The sequence below is a fragment of the Roseofilum capinflatum BLCC-M114 genome, assembly GCF_030068505.1.
Classification (GTDB): Bacteria; Cyanobacteriota; Cyanobacteriia; order Cyanobacteriales; family Desertifilaceae; genus Roseofilum; species Roseofilum capinflatum.
In genome coordinates this window covers 1-18,258 of sequence record NZ_JAQOSO010000092.1, presented here as the reverse complement: position 1 = coordinate 18,258, position 18,258 = coordinate 1, and the positions used below count along the sequence as shown (strand labels likewise).

The window sequence follows — 18,258 nt, the reverse complement described above, 5'->3', positions numbered from 1 at the left end:
CTTCTTTAGGTGGCTCTACCATGTTTACTTCATGCCATATTTAACCTATCACGTTTTGGCAGATGGAGCTACCCAAAACTCAATTATTTTACCCTTAAGTCGGAGATTTTGTCATCCCCTTGTGCCGAACTTTTTGTCATCCCCTGCCTAACCCATAGTAAAAACCAGCCGGTTGTGCGGCTGGTCAACTTGCTGTGTTGGGAGGAAGAACACATGATTCCAAAGCAGCCCACCCTGCACTATTGTTGATCGATTATTGATCGCGCGATTGATTGACTGTTCTGGCTTGAGCCTTCTTGTTAAGAAATGTAACACAGAAATTCAAATCTCGCAAAATTTCTTTACATTAGGTTTGCCAAACCAGATAAGCGCCCCAAAGTCCAGAGGCGATCGCCAGCAGGGAGAGGATCAGGGGATGATAACTATAGGCTCGCAGTTGCCCTCTGCCCTCCAAATAAGCTAACTCCACAGCCAGATCAGCCCCCCGACGCAACCAGCCCCCCACCTTGACCGATTGGCCAATCAAATCCTTGGGGCAAACGGGATTAATCCCCCAATCCCCAAAAACACTGGCACGGGGACAATGGCGCAACCGAATCAACCCCGCAGAAGTTTGCAGAATCAAAATCTGTCCTAAACCATTGTGAACCCCGCGTCGTCCCCAAAGTTTTCCCTCTAAGCGTATAATCTGGCGCTTTTGAGGGGCTAAAGTGGCATCGGTTTGTAGCGCAGTTAAGGTCTCTGAGCGATCGATACGTTGATGCTTAATCCGTCGTACTTCCGGATAACAGCGATTCATCTGAAACATCAGAATCAGGCTCAAACTAATCCAATAACAAGCGCCGATCAGATCTCCATCTTGATCTTGGGAGAGCCAAACCAATTGCCCAACATAGAAAAAATAGGCGATCGCCCCCACCAGCATCAGCAACAAACGAAACCCAATCCCCACAACCAGGGCTTGACAAAGGGCACGAGGAAGTAGGGGAAGACCTCGCTCGATGGCGATCCCAGTGCTGATACTGAAATTTACCCCTGCTTTGATCCAGGCTTGGAAATCCGAGGGTAAGGAGAAGCGATGGGGACGGATAAAGGGTAGATCTAACTCCGTTTCTAAGCGGAAAAATCGGGCGAGATCCGTTAACCGTTGCAGGCGATCGCCCAACCGTCCATGACTACTCAGAAGGGTGACTCCGTAGCGATAGGGATGGCGTATATCCCACTGAAGAACGGGTTCAAAAGGTTGATCGGGGGCTAAATTACCGATGGCGATCGCCTGTTCTATCCCCAGGGGAAGCAACAGATCGAAGCGTTCTATCCCTTCCGGTACACTCGATGCTTCCATCATGCCCTTGTGCCAACCTTGGGCCAGTTTCAACAGTCCACGGGTAAGGGCATTGGGGTTACCGGTGAGACTCACTGCTGTGGCATCACTATAGAGCAGTCGCCATCGCGAGAGGAAGACGAGAGGTAAACGCAAGAGTTGATAATAGGTATAGCTAAGATTGGCCAAGAGAGTCGATAAGCCTCTGACCGTTATTTCCAATAGAGGAATCTCCAGGCGATCGCTCAAACGCTCCCCCCATTTAGCCACCGACCAATACACGCTATAGGGAAGTTGCAGAAAACAGACACAGGCTGAAAGCAGGAGAAAATCCCAGTTAAGGATATGAGAGAGTTGGGTAGCGTAAAAGATGGCTAGTTCATCATCATCCAGGCGATCGAGCATTCCCTGAGAAATGACGATATGACCCGTGGGGCGCAGGTGACCGGATGGATATTGAGCATAAGTGAAAATCAGGGGTAGGGCAGTCGGTAAAATCCCCAATTTCGGCCGGGGAAGTTTCTGTTGCCGACAAATGCGCTCAATCAGAGTCCCTGATTCTGGGCGGATCGTTTTCAGATGATCCAGGTTCAGGGGTTCGAGTTCATACTCTTTTTTGAGCAGCAGAGAGAGCAGAGCTGGAGAAGTGATAAAACTGAGTAAGCAGAAGATGAATAGGAATAAGGTGGGGTCTCGATAGAGGATTTGCCAGGGACTGAACAATGGAAGCCTCAAGAGCAGGTACTGGACAAGGGAAAAACTAATCTCAACCACAGTCACCATCCAAGCAAAAAAGGCGATCGCCGTTATCCCTTGCAAACCCCATAACCAACGGATATCCGATCCGAGTTTCCAGGTTTTTGGTAGCGTCCCCCATCGTTTAGCGCGTCCCGCATTTTTCCAAGTTCTCACCTCTGGGGAAACCGGAGAAATAGAGACTGACTTAGAGTCTTCTTGCTCTTGCATTGGAGAAACTGGAGGAGGAGCAACCGGTAAAGCATCCGTGGGAATATCTGGGGAAATGGCCATTGATGGCTCAAGATTAGGGAATTGGCGCTTGAGTTTCGGTAAAGTTTTTTTAGCCCAACTCTGAAAGCGAGAATCCGGGCTATAGGTAAGTAAGTGGCATAAATTCAGCGCTTGTTGTCCTTGACCCGTTTTACGATAGGCAATCACTAAGCCTTGTTGTGCCCGTCTTTTGCGAATGCCCTCCGACTCATTTGCATAAACGCCATTTAAGTGGGCGATCGCCTGCACATACTCTCGATCCTTGAGTGCGGCTAACCCTGCGGTTAAAGAAGGGCGCTTTGGGGGTGATGATGACATAGACTGATAGCGGTTGACCGGTTGGTAGGGGCAGTTTTTCCAAGTCTAGGAAATCTACCCTAGTTGACCCTAATTGATCGTTATGGTGGCCATAACGTCTACCCCTATTCCTTTTCCTGATCTTCCAAGGAATGCACCCTAGGGGTTATAAATTTTCATCATAGCCTGAGTTCCCAATTCTCCTCCATTTTCTAAGGTTTCAACTTGCTTAAAGTATTGATTAGCTAACTCGGTTCCGGGGAATTCTTGGTCTTCGAGCATTTCTAAGACCAAGCGTAAGTCTTTTAAGATATGTTTGATGGCGAAGCCGGGAGCAAAATCAGATTGATTGATTTTTGGGCCGAGATTGGAAAGGGCCCAAGATCCAGCCGCGCCGCCACTACAGACTTCGACAATTAAGTTGGGATCGATCTTCTGTTTTTGGGCGAGTTTGATGGCTTCACATAACCCAATAAGATTGGCAGAGCAGAGGACTTGATTACAGAGTTTAACCGCTTGGCCGCTGCCCACGGGGCCGCAGAGGTGAATAGATTTTCCCATGACTTCAAAGAAGGGTAGGCAGGCTTGAAAATCGGCTTCATTTGCTCCCACCATGATGGTTAATGTGCCGTTTTGGGCCCCCACATCTCCCCCAGAGACGGGAGCATCTAAGAAGTGTAAATCTTTAGTGGATAGGGTTTGGCCGATCGCCTGGGCTGCTTTTGGGCCAATGGTACTCAGATCCACCACTAGAGTACCGGGTTGGGCGAATTCGGCTACACTGCCCGGCCCGGCTAACACTTCCTCCACGTCAGGCACATCACCTACACAGGAGAAAATGATATCGGCTGTGGCTACGGCTTCTTGAATGGAGGAAACGATCTCTACACCGGCTTCTAGGGCGGTTTTTACACCGGGGCGATCGGGGGTACGATTCCATCCTTTGATGGCGTATCCGGCACGAGCTAGGTTAGCGCTCATGGGCCCACCCATGACTCCGAGTCCTAAAAAAGCGAGTTGTTGATTCATAATTGAACGGGTAGATACGGCTAGAGTGCGATCGTTGGCGATCCTATCGTTAGGTTGGGTTTCTTTGCTTAACCCAACCTACAAGAAAATGGTAAGGGGTTCTCCCGCCATTCCCCTATTCCCCCATTCCCCCACTTCCGGGTCGGTTTTCCCATAAAGACCGAGGTTTTGAAGAGGGGGACTGGGAGTGTCTAGCGTGTTGCAAGGCTAAAGACGCTGCTTTTTTAACATCAGACACAGCATCGTTTAAGCCCCGTTGTAAATAGGGTAAAACTTGATCGGATTGAATGCTTCCTAGGGCAGTCATGGCGGCTTCACGCACCAGGGGGCTGGAGTCTTGGCTCAGAGACCCAAGGGTAGAAATGATCCGTTCAGTTTCTGAGCGCAAGGGACAGGAGGCAGCGAGTTGTCCGAGGGCTAAAGCGACTTGCTGGCGAATTTGGGGACTCTGATGGCGAGTATAGCCAAGCAATTGGGGTAATGCAGATAGTTGGGGCCAAGTGCCTAAAGATCTCAGGATTTGAGTTGGGTCGAGGGATGCAGAAACGGGGGGCGCTTCAGAGGGGGTAACAATTTCTGGGGTTTCTGATTCTGGGGTCTGAGGGGTTTCGGTGTTGGCGTTTAGTTCAACTCCGGAGATGGGGGGGGTGAGGGGTTAGAGGCTGGGACTGAAGGTGTGATTTCTGTATCGGGGATGGGAGGGTCTTCTGGGGGTTCGGGTTGTTCTAAGGATTGAACTGCTTGTTGAGCCTGGCTTTGATAGTGTTCTTTCTGGGCGAGAGTCACTTGGCGAATCCGGGATTCTTGGGCCACTAGGGTTTTCATTTCCTGAAGGCTCTGTTGAGTCTCTTGTGTGGCTTGAGAGGGTTCGGGGGTTTCTGGGCGGGCCACTTGGGCTTTGCCGTCTGTGGGGGTGGTTTGAGCGGATTGTTTCGCATCGGCGATCGCCTGTTCCCGGATATCTTCTACGGTTTTGTCTAACCGAAATTGGTGATTGCGTTCTAGATCTTCGATCGCCTTCTGATGTTTTTGTTCTAAGGCTTCTTTTTGTTCATCGAGCCTTTTTTCTACGAGCCAGTAGGACAGGGCTACCCCTGCGACTATACCGACAATCAAGCCAATAAGGGCAAACATAATCTGATTTCCTCCAAAACTGATGTTGATCGTACACCCAATGGGTCAGGCTTGATGTATTTTCCTGATCCCTGAAAGGGCGATCGCTCATAACTTACCTGTGAACTTTAGTTGATGTCGGCCGATCCCCAACTTTTTCCTGGGCAGGACTTAACAAAAATTTACAATAAGCCCACAAATTCGGCTCTAATTCTGCCTTAATGGCCATTTTGATCCCTAAAACATAAACTTTTCTAAAGGACAGAGGTGACTTTGTAACAACATTTCCCCTTTTTGCTTAAGATATGACGTTAAGCCTTCGAGCCTAATTTTGATCGATCATATATAGAGGAGAAGAACACATGGCTGATTCCAGAGATATTGAGATGATCGCAGCCTATGGGGGTAACCCCGAGGTAGGTCACCTCTCAACTCCGATTAGCGATTCTGCATTCACTCGCGCCTTTATTGGTAATCTTCCCGCCTATCGCAAAGGTCTTTCTGCCAGCCGCAGAGGTCTTGAAGTTGGTATGGCTCACGGTTACTTCCTGTATGGCCCCTTTTTGGTACTCGGCCCCCTGCGCGAAACAGAATTAGCTAACCTGGCAGGTTTGTTAGCCACCATTGGTATGATTTCGATTTTAACCATCGCTTTGTCTCTCCATGGTGCGGCTGATGTTGAATATCCCCCTGTAGAATCGGCGACTCCATCTGCTCCCTCTAATCTGTGGGACAAAGATGGCTGGGGTGACTTTGCAAGCAGCTTCTTCCTAGGTGCTTGCGGTGGTGCATTCTTTGCCTACTTCCTCTGTCTTACCCCCCACCTAGCTCCTCTACAAGAGGTTGTTAATAAAATTTGGTCTGTGGGATAGACTCTGACGAACTAACCTAATTTAGTTCATTTAGCCCAGCATTTCCCTTGAGGAAAACAGTATAAAGTTTTAACTGCAAATTGGTCATAAGGAGTTTTTGACATGACAGGTGCTTACGCTGCTTCTTTCTTACCGTTTATCTTGGTTCCTTTAGTCGGCTTAGTAACTCCGGCTGTGGTTATGGGTTTGTTGTTCATTCACATTGAAAGTGATGCTTAACTCCCATTAGTTTAAAAAAAACCCGCTAACTTAGCGGGTTTTTTGGTGAAGAAAAGTCTCGAAATATCAATATAGGAGCTGCGATCATGGCTGGTGCTACCATTTCTTCTCCCACAGATGAATCCTTATCTGTTCTCTTTGAACCGCTCAATCTAGGGGCGATCGCCATTTCTAATCGAATTTTGATGGCTCCTTTGACCAGAGGGCGTGCCGGAGTTTCCCGAATTCCTAATGATTTAATGGTTGAGTATTATACTCAGAGAGCGAGTGCAGGCTTGATCTTCTCCGAAGCTACCCAAATTTCCGAACAAGCAGCCGGATGGGAACAAAGTCCCGGTATTCATACGGCGGAACAGGTGGCAGGATGGAAAAAAGTAACGGAAGCTGTCCACCAAAAAGGGGGGAAAATGGTGTTGCAACTGTGGCATACTGGGCGAGCTTCCCATCCGGACTTTCAGCCAGGAGGGGGTTTACCGGTGTCTTCTTCGGCGATCGCCCCCCAAGGAGAAGTTCGCACTCCCAACGGTAAAAAGCCTTATGTGATTCCCCACGCTCTCACTTTAGAAGAAATTCCCGGTGTGATTCAACAATATGTCCTCGCTACCCGCAACGCTAAAGAAGCCGGATTTGATGGGGTAGAAGTCCATGGAGCCAATGGTTATTTGATCGATCAATTTCTCCGAGATGGGGTGAATCAGCGCACCGATAGTTATGGGGGAAGTATCGAAAATCGCGCCCGGTTTTTGCTGGAAGTGACGGAAGCTGTAATTCAAGAATGGAGTAGCGATCGCGTTGGGGTGAGATTATCCCCTTACAATCCCTTTAACGACATGAAAGACAGCGATCCGATCGCCACCTTTACCTATACGGCAGCCGCCCTCAACGCCTTCAATCTCGCCTATCTCCACATTCTGGAACCCTTGCCCGGTCATTTCTTCGGGGTTGAGGGAGTTGAACGAGCTGCACCCCATATGCGCCGAGAATTCAAAAATCCGATGATCCTCAATGGGGGTTATGATGCTCAAACCGGAGCCGCAGCCCTTCGCAACCAGGAAGCAGAGGCGATCGCCTACGGTGTCCCCTTTATTGCTAATCCTGATTTAGTGGAACGGTTCAAACAAGGAGCCGCCTTAAATGAACCCGATCAAGCGACCTTTTACACCCATGATGCCAAGGGTTACACAGATTATCCGACTTTAGGATCGTAATCTGAACAACGCCCAAACTGGGCTTCGTTCTCTGCTTAGGATTTGGGCGATACTCTCCCCGACTCTTCTAGAAACCCAGTTTTTGGGATCGCTTCCACGACATTGCCGATAATCGCGATCGCTGGTGCAGTAAATCCCGTTTCTTCTACTTTGGCGACAATCGTCTCTAAAGTAGCCACCAAGCTTTCTTGTTCGGGACAAGTTCCCCAACGGATGAGACTGATGGGAGTTTGGGGAGATAACTGTGCCTCAAGCAGTTGGGGGATAATCTGGGGTAAATTGTGAATACCCATGTAAATGACAATCGTTTCTGAACCCTGGGCGATCGCCTGCCAATTAACCTGGGGTCGATATTTGCCCACGGACTCATGTCCCGTCACAAAGGTCACTGAAGAACTATAGCCCCGATGGGTTAAAGGAATGCCTGCATAGGCGGGGGCGGCAATACCGGAAGTAATACCGGGCACAACTTCAACCGGAATTCCCGCAGCCATCAAATCCCTCATTTCTTCCCCACCCCGCCCAAAGATAAACGGATCGCCCCCTTTGAGACGCACAATGATCGCCTGATGTTGGGCTTCTGCGATTAAAATCTGGGTAATCTCATCCTGCTTAAGCGAATGTCTTCCCCGTCGCTTTCCTCCATGGATCTTTTTAGCGTTCGGGTTAATCATCTCCAAAATCGGAGGACTCACCAAAGCATCATAAACCACCACATCAGCCATCTGAAGTAGGTCTTTACCTTTGAGTGTCATTAACCCTGGATCGCCAGGGCCTGCGCCAACCAGATAGACTTTACCAACAGGAAACGGTGAAGAGGTCATAGGGGTCTCAGTTGCGTTGTGTAGGGTTTAGATTAGGGGAGAAACTGGGGAAGATACTGTTAAATCCAGTACCATTTCGACTAAATGGGGATTTTGATTGAGGGGAGAGCCAAGAGTATATTGAAATTCAGGATAGGCTGCTTGTTTTTCCGCTAGGGTTTTGGCGATCGTATCTGTAATATAGCCAGGAAAGAGGAAATAGGGCAATACCCCAATCCGACGATATCCCAAATCCATTAATTGGCTAATTCTCCAGTCTAAGGATGGCATCACCGACCAATAGGCATCCAGAATGCCCAATTGATGTGCGAGGGTTTCTACGGGTTGATTACCACCTGCTCGGCGGCTACCATGGGCCATGATGATCCAAATTTCTCGATCTGTGGTGTTGATTTGTTCTGCTAATCGTTTTTGCAGTTGGGGATGACTGCCCAAATAAGGACAGGTTTCTAAATGCAAATGCTCACCTAAGAGGGTTTGTGCTTCCTGCACTTGGGTTGGTATGTCTTCCATGACATGCATTCCCGGAAGTAGAAACAGGGGAATGATTTGCAGATGAGCAATATTTTGCCGCAAGAGGCGATCGCCAAACTGTTGGATTTGTTCAGCTAAAGTATATTTTCCCAATTCAAGAGTGGCAGTTGCTACCATATCAGGGTGACTGGATTGGCATTCTAAACGAGTGCGAATCTGTTGAGCCAAGTCCTGAATGCCCTGATGGGTGCGAGGGTCTCGGCTACCGTGAATGACTAATAATTTACCACTGGAATGAATCAAAGTTAAATCCCTAGTTTTGAGATCATGGATAATAGAGTAATCGATGATTGAATTTTGTGCCAATCCTCCAGACTTGACTAATTGCAGTTAGGCAATTTGTGCAGATGAGCAACATCATCCTACCGTTTCGCGATCGCCAAGATGCAGGCGAACACTTGGCGATCGCCATTCAACCCGAACTTGAACCGTGGCAAGCTCACTTAACCCATTCAGGACGAGTGATTGTTTACGCTCTTCCTAGGGGGGGATTACCCGTAGCCGAACGGCTTGCTAAAGCTCTTCACTGTCCCTTGGATGTGATTGTGGCCAAAAAAATCACCAGTGCCCAAAACCAAGAATTAGCTGTAGGTGCGGTCACAGCCTGTGGGCAGGTGGTCTGGTCTCCTCTCTCCCAAGAACCAGGTTCAGGGAAAAAATGGCAAAGTCGTCAAGCGGTTGCCCAGCAACGGGCCCAAGAGCAGTTAGCTACCTTAGCCCCCCACTGCCCCCAGATCGATCCTCAAGGGGCGATCGCCATTTTAGTCGATGATGGGATTGCCACAGGAATGACCATGGCAGTAGCTATTTTAGCCGCCCGCGCCCGTTGCCCTGCCCAAGTTTGGGTCGCTACTCCCGTGGCTCCCATGGGGTTAGAGGAACAGTTAGGCTCTTGGTGCGATCGCATGATTATTTTAGCTACCCCCGATCCCTTTTTAAGTGTCAGTCGGTTTTATACTCAATTTGAACAGGTAGAAATGTCTGAGGCTGTTTCCTGTTTAATCAGTCAATCTGAATGGTTATAGGGGATTGGGGGAACCGATTAGTACAGTTATCATTACCTATTGCCCATTACCTATTACTTAGTGATTATGCTTAAATGTCCTCAGTGCCAACAGGCGATCGCCCCTGATGCGGTAAGTTGTCCCCACTGTCAGTTTATCCTCAAAGCCTATGGTCATCCCGGCATTACCCTGCACCGTTCCCAAGGAGAAGGCTATCTGTGCGACACTTGCATCTATCATGCCGATGATACCTGCGATTTTCCCCAACGACCAACAGCTAAGGACTGTACCCTATATCATAATCAAGAACAGCCCCTAGTTGGCCCACCCAGAGTACAGTATCAGGGGGGAGGTTGGCGATCGTGGCTCAAGCAAAATCCCCTTTGGCTTATTCTCTTAGCCTTACTGCTCATTAGTTTATGGCTGTCATTCTAGAATCTATAGCAAAAGCGTAGGGACGAACACCCGTTCGCCCCTACCACTCACTGGTGTTATAATTGACTAAGCTTTAGCCAAATTTTCAGCCACGAAATCCCAATTCACCAGATTCTCTATGAAAGCGGTCATATAATTGGGACGACTATTCTGATAATCCAGATAATAGGCATGTTCCCAAACATCCATGGTTAACAGAGGAGTTTTTCCTTCAGTCATGGGATTTTCAGCATTCAAGGTTTTGGTTACTTTCAAAGTACCATTGTCCAGCACCAACCAAGCCCAACCACTACCAAATTGGGTCGCACCGGCTGTTTTAAACTCTTCCTTAAACTTATCAAAACTACCAAAATCTGCATTAATTTTGTCAGCCAAAGCACCGCTAGGCGCACCACCACCACTGGGTTTCATACAATTCCAGTAAAAGGAATGATTCCAAGCTTGAGCTGCATTATTGAAAATACCAGCTTTTGACGGATCGCCAGCCGTTGCTTTGATTGCCTCTTCAATGGATTTGCTGTCGTACTCCGTGCCAGCTACTGCGTCATTATATTTTTTGACATAGGCAGCATGGTGCTTTCCATAATGGAATTCCAGCGTATTGGCTGAGATATGGGGTGCTAGAGCATCCTTTGCATAGGGTAATGCGGGTTGTTCGTATCCCATGGTGTCTTTTTTCTCCAAGTAGGTATTCTCAATGGTTGAGTTTGGGTTTCTGTTTAGAGCCAGATTGCTTTCAGTCTCTAAACCCATAAGCAATCAGCAATAACATTTACTGATTGCAGATGAAAACCCATGCAGACATAAATCTTTACATCTTGGTAAGAGTGTAACGCAAAACGGTAATCGAGTATAGGGGGGGTAGGCGTACAGGAGAAGTTGAATGAAGCCTTATCCCAAGCCAAAATCGGTGGGTGCAACCGGTTCAATATCAGGATCAAAGCCTCCCACTTGATTGGTGCGTAACATCCAACAGACTGCTCCGCGATCCAAAAAGGTTTTGGTGACCACATCATGGGCCAGTTTTGGCAACAAAGAGCGCCAACTGGCTAAGGTGCTATAAATGGTTTTTGCGGGTTGCTCGATCGCAAATTGCCCTAACGTAACATCATCCGATCGCCAATCTTCCCGGACAATCTTTAAGGGAGCCAACTGTTGCCTTAAATGAGGCCCCAATTCCACCAACTGCTGAAACCGTTGGGTTTGCTCGTGGTTAGGATTGGCTTCTAACCAGCGTTGAATTTCCGGATTGGCCTGAAATTCCTCCACCGTCCGCTCGATCGCCCGATATAAGGCTTGGGAAGAATCTTGCACACAGGAATTAATCGGCGTGACAAATGTGGTTCCTGTGCCATCCCCAATCCGGTAACGAGCCGCCATAATATCTAATTCCAGGATGATATTGTCTAGAACCGAGAAGCGCAGCCCATCAAAATTATAGTCATCGGTCAAGGGACTAAACTTAATCAGAGTATCCCCGATCGGGCGGCATCCCATCCATCCCCATTGGCGATCGCCACTATAGCGCTCCCAAGACAAAGACCCGGCAATAATCCCATCGGTGTTATGGGTGTAGATTTGCCGATATTCAATCTCAAATTTCAGCGCACCCGTAAACGGATCTTCTACCACATGGGCAAGTCCATAGGAAAAATGCCCAAAGAAAATCCCCATGGGGGCAAACTCAGCTTTTTGGCCGCCAATTCCGCCATACATATGAATCAACAAGAGGCGATCGCCCGCATAAATACCGCGATTGCTTAAACTCGCTTGATTGGGGTCATCTACCAACAGCACTTTAGAAATCGTACCTTTTTTGGCCACCAAATTGGCCCAGCAGTCCCGGTCAATATAGCGTTTTGTGTCCCGTTTCCCTTCAATCATCCGATCCGGAGTCACCGTAAACAGACTCGCTGGAGCCAGGGAAAGAACCACAAATTCCCCCTGATCGTTTTTCGCTCCTGTAATACGCCATCCCTGGGGATTCACCGGAGACTGTTCAAGCTGATAATTAGTTGATGGTAATACCCCATTGCGATCGGCCACCACAGACGGAATATACACCGGTTCCTCCGGGCCATCAAAGTGTCCCGAATGAGAATTATAATGGCGCACCTGGAACCGGTCATCTCCTAGGGGGCCTAAAATCGTCACCAATCCTTGGAAGCGGCCGGAAATTTGCACCGGTTCCCGACGAATCACCAGGGTAGGCCGTAATCCCACCTCTTCGAGTACCTCAACCGGCCCCGCTAACTTCACCAGCACATCATCCACCGATCTTGCACCGGCCAAAGATTCTAAGGGAGTAACCGCTAACCAATGATTCAGGCGATCGGGATGCACATTCCCCTGTCGTTTACTCACTCGCACCTGATCGACAAAATGCACATCGCGGGTCACTTCCTGGAACAACATGGCATCAGCCGGATCGTCACTCCAACGCAAATTCACCACGTGACCCACTAAATAGCGATAGCGCTCATCCGTATGGTGAACTTCAAACAACACCCCGCGCAGGCGTTGCCGTTGATTGGGTTTGGGTAACAGCAACCGTCCCATCCATGTCCCTAAAGGTTTATAGAGTTGAAGATTAACTGTTTGCTCAATCGGGTAATAGAAGGGATAACTCTCCGGTTGATTAAATAACACACTCCGATAGCGTTGATAATTACTCATCGCCACTTCATGAGGATTCGTGCCCATCGTCCAATCTTCCAAGAGGATACCGGTCATTAAATCCACCGTTTGATCTAAGTAACTGCGCCCATCCGGTAAGAACGTATAATCATCCAACGGCCCCGTCGGCCCATCGTGACCCACTGGCCCTAGATCGATTAAGCTAATTTTGCCGCGACGTTTCGCTCGATTCCAATTCGATTGCACCATAATGGGCCAACGTCCAGGAAAGAGAATCGGCCCTAAGCGTTCCACATTATCCTTTTCACCCACCAAATGATAGAGGCGCTCCACCTCCATTGCCCCTGTATTTCCACTGATTACTCCAGCTAGTGAAATGACTTCGATGTTCGCTCCGGTGGCTTGATAGAGATAGGAAACAGATGCCATAGACATCTGTCCCCCCCCGCTATACCCAATTAAGGTAATCGGGGTTTTGCTCTCCACCTGATAGCCAAAGTTAATCAAACTTTCAAACAGAACCTGAGCCAGTCCTTGATTTTGAATCGGGCCATAACGAGGATCAGCAGCCACCGCAACGGCGACAATATTACGAACATTGATAATAAAACCAATGGGACTATCGGGAGCTTTGAGTTTAATCGAATCAATAATGCGCCAGAAGAACGCAAACGGCCGATTTTCCGTCAAGGGGCGATTCGTGACCGAATAGGGCATAATTCCCTTAACAATTAGAATATTGTCGGGAACTCTATCAGCCAGACGATTGAGCAGCAGTTCCACATCCGGTAAGTATTGGTAGGTTCCTTGGGAAATACCATCTAGATAGATGACGTAGCGGGAAATTTTCGTAGAACTGGAGGCTTGACGGACAGGGGTTCCAGGGTAGCTGAGTTCTTCATCTCCATACCACCCCGCCCACCATCCTAGGCTTTCGGTTGGGGTGAGGATGATGGCAAAGGCTAGAGCGATAAAGCTAATGATACTCAGATCAAAGATCAGATCGAGGGTTTGAGTTAAGGACGCATACCAACTCGCGAGGAACTGATAGGATGAGGGCGAAAGCAATAAGGCTAGGATAATTCCTATCAAGACGGCAATCAGGATTTTGGTATAGCGGGGAAGAGAAGAGCGCCGAGTTTCAACTTTCGCTTTTTCTTTGACCCAACTGGCTTTTTGCCGTCCTTGGTATCCAGCCCTAACTCGTTCTTCGAGTTCGGCTTTGCTTAGAACCAGTTGAGTCCCGGCTACGGTATTCATTAGCCATCGTCCCAGGGCGCTAATTGGCTGACCGACGGTACGCTGGCACAGTTGTAGAAAGAGCCATCCTAAGACCCCGCAGCTAAAGGCGGGCCAGGTGTCGAGTTGGGTGAGGACTTCCAAGCTGACGATAACGGCTAGAAAACTCCAGATGGAGAGAATCACCCCTATGGGAACGCCTAGATAAGGGATAGCGACCAGGAAACCGAGCATTTGAGGGGTGTAGCTCAGTCCGATGATGCGGGCAACTTCTGCAAATTGGGTGTCGAGTTTGAAGAAGAAGTTGCCGACGAACCAGACACTCAGGGCCCAAAATCCGTAGGCGATCGCAAATAAAAACGTGGAACAGGTTAAACTGAAGCCAAAGCGAATCGGTTTAACTTGGTTAATATAAAGGACAATTGATTGACCGATCGCCTGAGCCATTCCCGCAGCGAGTACCACAATCAGGGCAACTCTGCCCCCTAACGGTAAAGTGTTGATCAGTTCAAAGGCTTCTGGATTGAGGGTTAATGCACTACTAACGAGATGCCAAAATTGATCGAGGGCAGTATCAGTCATGGGTTATAGGGGGCTAAAGCCATTGCATCCTGAATGATTTTGGCTCTGATTGTACACTGACTTGGTAACATGGGAGTACCTACTTGAGAGCTTCAGATTCATTCCACTGTATTGAGGGCGATCGCCATGAGTGCTAATTCACAAATTGTCGGTTATTTTCTCGAAGAAGCTAAAGAGCATCTTGAAACCATTGAACAAGGACTGTTAGACCTCCAGTCCACCATGAAAGATCAAGAAAGTCTTAATGAATTATTCCGCGCAGCTCACTCAGTTAAGGGAGGTGCAGCGATGTTGGGCTTTAGCAGCGTTCAGAAAACAGCTCATCGCCTTGAAGATAGTTTTAAGGTTCTCAAAGAAAATCCCAAAATTGCCGTAGATCACAAACTAGAGAATCTATTTCTCAGTGGGTTTGATGTCCTCCAAGATTTGCTCGAACGAGTTCAAGGGCCCTTTGGACTCCGGGATGAGGAAGCCAAACAGATCCTAGATGAGGCGGAACCCCGATTTTTACAACTTCAAGCCCATCTAGAAAGCCTCGATAGCGGTGGCCCAGGGATTGCCGAAGAAGTGGCTCCTCCTCCTGCCAAGAAAGCCCCTACCCCTGGCGCTACGCCCGTATCTACTAGCTCGGATTTCCCTCACCAAGTTACTCGTGTTTTGCGGGAAATGTTGCAAGTTTTTAAGCAAAAAACAACGCCCACCAATCGCCAACAGTTGGAGGAAATTTGCTCTGGACTGTTGAATTTGGATGAGCAATCCTCCGAATGGATCGCTTTGGTCGAAACGGCGCAAACTGCTATTAGTAATCCTAAAGCCTCCTATGAAACTTTAGCGCCCTTGGTAATTAAGGAACTAAAAATCGCCGCAGAATTGGTTAATGTGGGACGCACTCAAGAGGTGAAACCCTCTAGTGAATTGGCCCAATTGGCCGAATCAGCAATGGCTAAACGAGTAGCGATTACTCTGGAACCAGAAGCAGCCGCTAAAATCTTGATGGTTTCCTTCGATCAAAAACAATTAAAACAGTTAATTGCTACTTTGAAACAAGGTGCTGCTTGAATACAGCACTTCCTTAAAATAGGATCAATACCGTTGATCGGAATCAATATTACATCCGTTCTAGTACAGATATTCCTAACAAAGATAGCCCTAACTTGAGCGTTTTCGCTGTTAGATTAGCTAAAACTAAGCGCGAAGTCTTATGAGGTTCTTCTGCTTTCAGGACTGGACATTGATCGTAAAACTGATTAAACTTTTGACTGACTTCAAACAAATAGCTACATAGGCGGTTTGGCAGTAAATCTTGCTCAACTTGTGCAATAATATCACTCATTTTTAGCAACAATCTTGCTAATGCAAGTTCTGTGGTTTCCGTTAATTTGACTCTCGCTTCTGGGGGCAAATTCTCTAAATTAATGTCCCCTTGACGACTAATGCCTTGTACTCGCACATAGGCATAAAGCAGATAGGGGGCTGTATTCCCTTTCAGCGATAGCATTTTGTCATAGCTAAACCGATAATTGCTGGTACGATTTTGACTGAGATCGGCATATTTTACCGCACTCAATCCCACCACTTGAGCCACATTTTGCTTGAATTCTTCTGTTTCTGTGCGTTCTTCAGTAATCAGTCTTTGGTCTAAATCTTGACGCGCTCTGCGGATGGCTTCCTCTAACAAATCCCGTAATCTAACGGTTTCGCCTTCACGGGTTTTCAGTTTTTTACCGTCTTCTCCCTGTACTAATCCAAAGGGAACATGAATCACTTCTACATGCTCTGGCAGCCAACCGGCACGTTTGGCGACTTGGAAAACTTGGGCAAAATGATTGGCTTGTCCTGCATCGGTTACATAGATGAGGCGATCGCCGCCATCCTGTTGAATCCGATACCGTAGGGCCGCTAAATCCGTGGTGGCATAGTTATAACCCCCATCTGATTTTTTCACAATCAAGGGCAATGGATCGCCGTCTTTATTGGTAAACCCTTCTACAAATACACAACTTGCGCCTTCATTTTCTTCGAGTAATCCTAAGTTGTCTAAATCTTGCACTACATTGGGTAACAGGTCATTGTAAAAGGATTCTCCCCGCTCGGTGAGACGAATATCCAGCCAGTTATAAATCACCTGGAATTCTTGCCGGGATTGCTCGCACAATAATTGCCAAGCTTTATAGCTGGTTTCATCCCCACTTTGGAGTTTAACCACAGCTTTACGAGAGGTTTCCTTAAAGGCTTCGTCTTCATCAAAGCGTTTCTTAGCTTGTTTATAGAATGCTACTAAATCGCCTAATTCTAAAGCATTGGCTTTGGTCAGGGCTTCAGGATAGGCTTCTTGCAGATAGGTGATTAGCATACCAAACTGAGTTCCCCAATCCCCCACATGATTGAGACGCAAGACTTGGTGACCCCGAAATTCTAAAATCCGAGCGATCGAATCTCCAATAATGGTGGAGCGTAAATGGCCGACATGCATTTCTTTGGCAATGTTCGGACTAGAAAAATCTACAATTACAGTTTGCGGTTCAGTAACAGGAGTCATTCCTAGCCTAGGATCGCGTTGCAGTTGAGCGACTTGTTGTTCTAGGTAACTGGGTTTGAGGGTGAGATTGATAAAGCCTTGTTTCGCAATTTCTGGAGGTTCATAGGCTTCTCCCAAGTCCAGATGATCGATTAGGGTTTGGGCAATTTGTTGGGGTTTTTGTTTGAGTTTTTTAGCCAGGGAGAGACCTAGATTACATTGATAATCGCCAAATTGGGGATCGCTGGCGATGAAGACGAGGGGATCGGTTTGGGCAAAATCATCACCGAATGCAGCAACGAGAGCGGCGGAAAATTGGGTTCTGAGGGTGTCTAAGGTTGAGTTCATGGTTGTATGGTGGATGGCAAATGCTGAGGTTACCCTAATTTCATACTTAAGTCTAGCCAGGGCGATCGCGTTATGGGGGCACTGCTGGAAATATAGTCTACTCCGGTTTCGGCGATCGCTCGAATGGTTTCTAGGGTAACGTTGCCAGAGGCTTCTATTTTTGCCCGGTGAGAAGCTTGACGGATGATGTTCACCGCTTCGCTCATGTGTTCAACGCTCATATTATCGAGCATGATGATATCTGCTTGATGTTCCAGCGCTTCTTGGACTTGTTCGAGGGTTTCGGTTTCCACTTCGATCGTCAGGGGATAGGGCATCCGTTTACGAATTTGGGCGATCGCCTCCCCAATTCCCCCCGCTACGGCAATATGGTTATCTTTGATCATCACTGCATCATCAAGTCCCATGCGATGATTCACCGCTCCCCCAACCTGGGAAGCATATTTTTCTAAGACTCTTAAACCCGGTGTAGTTTTACGGGTATCCACAAATTGAGTGGATAAGTCAGCAATTTGATCCACATACTCGCGGGTAGCTGTGGCAATGCCACTCAGTCGCATGGCCAAGTTTAGAGCCACTCGTTCACCCATGAGTAAAGCGGGTAATGATCCTTGGAGTTTAGCGATTGGCTCTCCTGGACTACACGCTTCTCCTTCTGAGAGCAAGGGAATCAGTTCAGTATTGGCATCTAGGAGTTGGAAGACGCGGTTGGCGATCGGTAAACCCGCTACTCTGCCAGATGCTTTCGCCGTCCACTGACCCTGGATGACCTGCTGTGAAGTGAGGTTTAAGCCTTGGGTGGTGCGATCGCCCCGACCAATATCCTCCAACAACCAATCCTTCAACCAACGATCCAAACCAATCCCAACAGGCATCAATACCGTTGAATCCATAACCCACTTCTCTAACCCACTACAAAACATCAGTTTTTCTAAAATCTCTCACTTTCTTTGATCCTGTCAAGCCTTGTCATACATGGGTCGCAGCGTTTTCTCCCCAAAAAATATCAAATTTTTCCAAAAAAAGGGTTGACAAGGAAGAGAAGGATTGGTTATATTCGTATTTGT

The 18,258-nt window shown here is 47.9% G+C and carries 16 protein-coding genes; 6 read left to right on the top strand and 10 right to left on the bottom strand.

Annotated features, from left to right (window positions below; all coding sequences use genetic code 11):
- Positions 1 to 346: 346 nt before the first annotated feature.
- The 4 genes from PMG25_RS17380 to PMG25_RS17365 form a co-directional block, all read right to left on the bottom strand.
- Complete coding sequence (locus tag PMG25_RS17380; protein ID WP_283768160.1) at positions 347 to 2,650, bottom strand: M48 family metalloprotease; 2,304 nt, start codon at positions 2,648 to 2,650, stop codon at positions 347 to 349.
- 138 nt (positions 2,651 to 2,788) lie between these two features.
- Positions 2,789 to 3,658 carry an NAD(P)-dependent oxidoreductase gene (locus tag PMG25_RS17375; RefSeq protein ID WP_283768159.1) on the bottom strand — a complete coding sequence of 290 codons (870 nt, stop codon included), beginning with the start codon at positions 3,656 to 3,658 and terminating at the stop codon, positions 2,789 to 2,791.
- Positions 3,659 to 3,773: 115 nt separating this feature from the next.
- A complete protein-coding gene (locus PMG25_RS17370) occupies positions 3,774 to 4,130 on the bottom strand; it encodes a HEAT repeat domain-containing protein (RefSeq protein WP_283768158.1) in 357 nt (118 codons plus the stop codon).
- Between the two features lie 149 nt (positions 4,131 to 4,279).
- Positions 4,280 to 4,792, bottom strand: a complete 513-nt coding sequence (locus tag PMG25_RS17365; RefSeq protein WP_283768157.1) for a hypothetical protein — start codon at positions 4,790 to 4,792, stop codon at positions 4,280 to 4,282.
- A 341-nt stretch (positions 4,793 to 5,133) separates the two neighbouring features.
- Here PMG25_RS17365 and PMG25_RS17360 point away from each other — a divergent pair, with 341 nt between their 5' ends.
- From PMG25_RS17360 to PMG25_RS17350, 3 genes are all read left to right on the top strand, one after another.
- Positions 5,134 to 5,643 (top strand): photosystem I reaction center subunit XI, encoded by a 510-nt coding sequence (locus PMG25_RS17360; protein WP_283768156.1) that lies wholly within the window; start codon positions 5,134 to 5,136, stop codon positions 5,641 to 5,643.
- A 102-nt stretch (positions 5,644 to 5,745) separates the two neighbouring features.
- Positions 5,746 to 5,862 carry a photosystem I reaction center subunit VIII gene (locus tag PMG25_RS17355; RefSeq protein ID WP_283760729.1) on the top strand — a complete coding sequence of 39 codons (117 nt, stop codon included), beginning with the start codon at positions 5,746 to 5,748 and terminating at the stop codon, positions 5,860 to 5,862.
- 86 nt (positions 5,863 to 5,948) lie between these two features.
- Positions 5,949 to 7,070: an alkene reductase gene (locus tag PMG25_RS17350; RefSeq protein ID WP_283768155.1), complete on the top strand. Its 1,122-nt coding sequence runs from the start codon at positions 5,949 to 5,951 to the stop codon at positions 7,068 to 7,070.
- Positions 7,071 to 7,105: 35 nt separating this feature from the next.
- On the opposite strand, the gene cobA is transcribed toward PMG25_RS17350, so the two are convergent.
- Positions 7,106 to 7,894 (bottom strand): uroporphyrinogen-III C-methyltransferase, encoded by a 789-nt coding sequence (gene cobA / locus PMG25_RS17345; protein ID WP_283768154.1) that lies wholly within the window; start codon positions 7,892 to 7,894, stop codon positions 7,106 to 7,108.
- Between the two features lie 27 nt (positions 7,895 to 7,921).
- Positions 7,922 to 8,671, bottom strand: a complete 750-nt coding sequence (locus tag PMG25_RS17340) for a sirohydrochlorin chelatase (protein WP_283768153.1) — start codon at positions 8,669 to 8,671, stop codon at positions 7,922 to 7,924.
- 104 nt (positions 8,672 to 8,775) lie between these two features.
- Here PMG25_RS17340 and PMG25_RS17335 point away from each other — a divergent pair, with 104 nt between their 5' ends.
- The gene (locus tag PMG25_RS17335; protein WP_283768152.1) at positions 8,776 to 9,453 is read left to right on the top strand and encodes a phosphoribosyltransferase; all 678 of its coding nucleotides are present in this window, start codon (positions 8,776 to 8,778) and stop codon (positions 9,451 to 9,453) included.
- A gap of 66 nt (positions 9,454 to 9,519) precedes the next feature.
- A complete protein-coding gene (locus PMG25_RS17330; RefSeq protein WP_283768151.1) occupies positions 9,520 to 9,867 on the top strand; it encodes a zinc ribbon domain-containing protein in 348 nt (115 codons plus the stop codon).
- A gap of 66 nt (positions 9,868 to 9,933) precedes the next feature.
- On the opposite strand, the gene PMG25_RS17325 is transcribed toward PMG25_RS17330, so the two are convergent.
- Positions 9,934 to 10,533, bottom strand: coding sequence for a superoxide dismutase (locus PMG25_RS17325; protein ID WP_347178868.1), 600 nt, complete (start codon positions 10,531 to 10,533; stop codon positions 9,934 to 9,936).
- Between the two features lie 225 nt (positions 10,534 to 10,758).
- Complete coding sequence (locus tag PMG25_RS17320; RefSeq protein ID WP_283768149.1) at positions 10,759 to 14,325, bottom strand: Yip1 family protein; 3,567 nt, start codon at positions 14,323 to 14,325, stop codon at positions 10,759 to 10,761.
- A 126-nt stretch (positions 14,326 to 14,451) separates the two neighbouring features.
- Between PMG25_RS17320 and PMG25_RS17315 the strand changes: the two genes are divergently transcribed.
- Positions 14,452 to 15,384, top strand: a complete 933-nt coding sequence (locus PMG25_RS17315; RefSeq protein ID WP_283768148.1) for an Hpt domain-containing protein — start codon at positions 14,452 to 14,454, stop codon at positions 15,382 to 15,384.
- A gap of 49 nt (positions 15,385 to 15,433) precedes the next feature.
- Here the strand turns inward: PMG25_RS17315 and argS are convergent, their stop codons facing one another.
- Positions 15,434 to 17,191 carry an arginine--tRNA ligase gene (argS, locus tag PMG25_RS17310; protein WP_283768147.1) on the bottom strand — a complete coding sequence of 586 codons (1,758 nt, stop codon included), beginning with the start codon at positions 17,189 to 17,191 and terminating at the stop codon, positions 15,434 to 15,436.
- A 29-nt stretch (positions 17,192 to 17,220) separates the two neighbouring features.
- Positions 17,221 to 18,084, bottom strand: coding sequence for a carboxylating nicotinate-nucleotide diphosphorylase (gene nadC, locus PMG25_RS17305; RefSeq protein WP_283768146.1), 864 nt, complete (start codon positions 18,082 to 18,084; stop codon positions 17,221 to 17,223).
- Between the last annotated feature and the right edge of the window lie 174 nt (positions 18,085 to 18,258).

Bases quoted from the DNA above. Each gene is read 5' to 3' on its own strand.
- PMG25_RS17380 (WP_283768160.1), bottom strand. From the start codon at position 2,650: ATGTCATCATCACCCCCAAAGCGCCCTTCTTTAACCGCAGGGTTAGCC.
- PMG25_RS17375 (WP_283768159.1), bottom strand. From the start codon at position 3,658: ATGAATCAACAACTCGCTTTTTTAGGACTCGGAGTCATGGGTGGGCCC.
- PMG25_RS17365 (WP_283768157.1), bottom strand. From the start codon at position 4,792: ATGTTTGCCCTTATTGGCTTGATTGTCGGTATAGTCGCAGGGGTAGCC.
- PMG25_RS17360 (WP_283768156.1), top strand. From the start codon at position 5,134: ATGGCTGATTCCAGAGATATTGAGATGATCGCAGCCTATGGGGGTAAC.
- PMG25_RS17355 (WP_283760729.1), top strand. From the start codon at position 5,746: ATGACAGGTGCTTACGCTGCTTCTTTCTTACCGTTTATCTTGGTTCCT.
- PMG25_RS17350 (WP_283768155.1), top strand. From the start codon at position 5,949: ATGGCTGGTGCTACCATTTCTTCTCCCACAGATGAATCCTTATCTGTT.
- cobA (WP_283768154.1), bottom strand. From the start codon at position 7,894: ATGACCTCTTCACCGTTTCCTGTTGGTAAAGTCTATCTGGTTGGCGCA.
- PMG25_RS17335 (WP_283768152.1), top strand. From the start codon at position 8,776: ATGAGCAACATCATCCTACCGTTTCGCGATCGCCAAGATGCAGGCGAA.
- PMG25_RS17330 (WP_283768151.1), top strand. From the start codon at position 9,520: ATGCTTAAATGTCCTCAGTGCCAACAGGCGATCGCCCCTGATGCGGTA.
- PMG25_RS17325 (WP_347178868.1), bottom strand. From the start codon at position 10,533: ATGGGATACGAACAACCCGCATTACCCTATGCAAAGGATGCTCTAGCA.
- PMG25_RS17320 (WP_283768149.1), bottom strand. From the start codon at position 14,325: ATGACTGATACTGCCCTCGATCAATTTTGGCATCTCGTTAGTAGTGCA.
- PMG25_RS17315 (WP_283768148.1), top strand. From the start codon at position 14,452: ATGAGTGCTAATTCACAAATTGTCGGTTATTTTCTCGAAGAAGCTAAA.
- argS (WP_283768147.1), bottom strand. From the start codon at position 17,191: ATGAACTCAACCTTAGACACCCTCAGAACCCAATTTTCCGCCGCTCTC.
- nadC (WP_283768146.1), bottom strand. From the start codon at position 18,084: ATGGATTCAACGGTATTGATGCCTGTTGGGATTGGTTTGGATCGTTGG.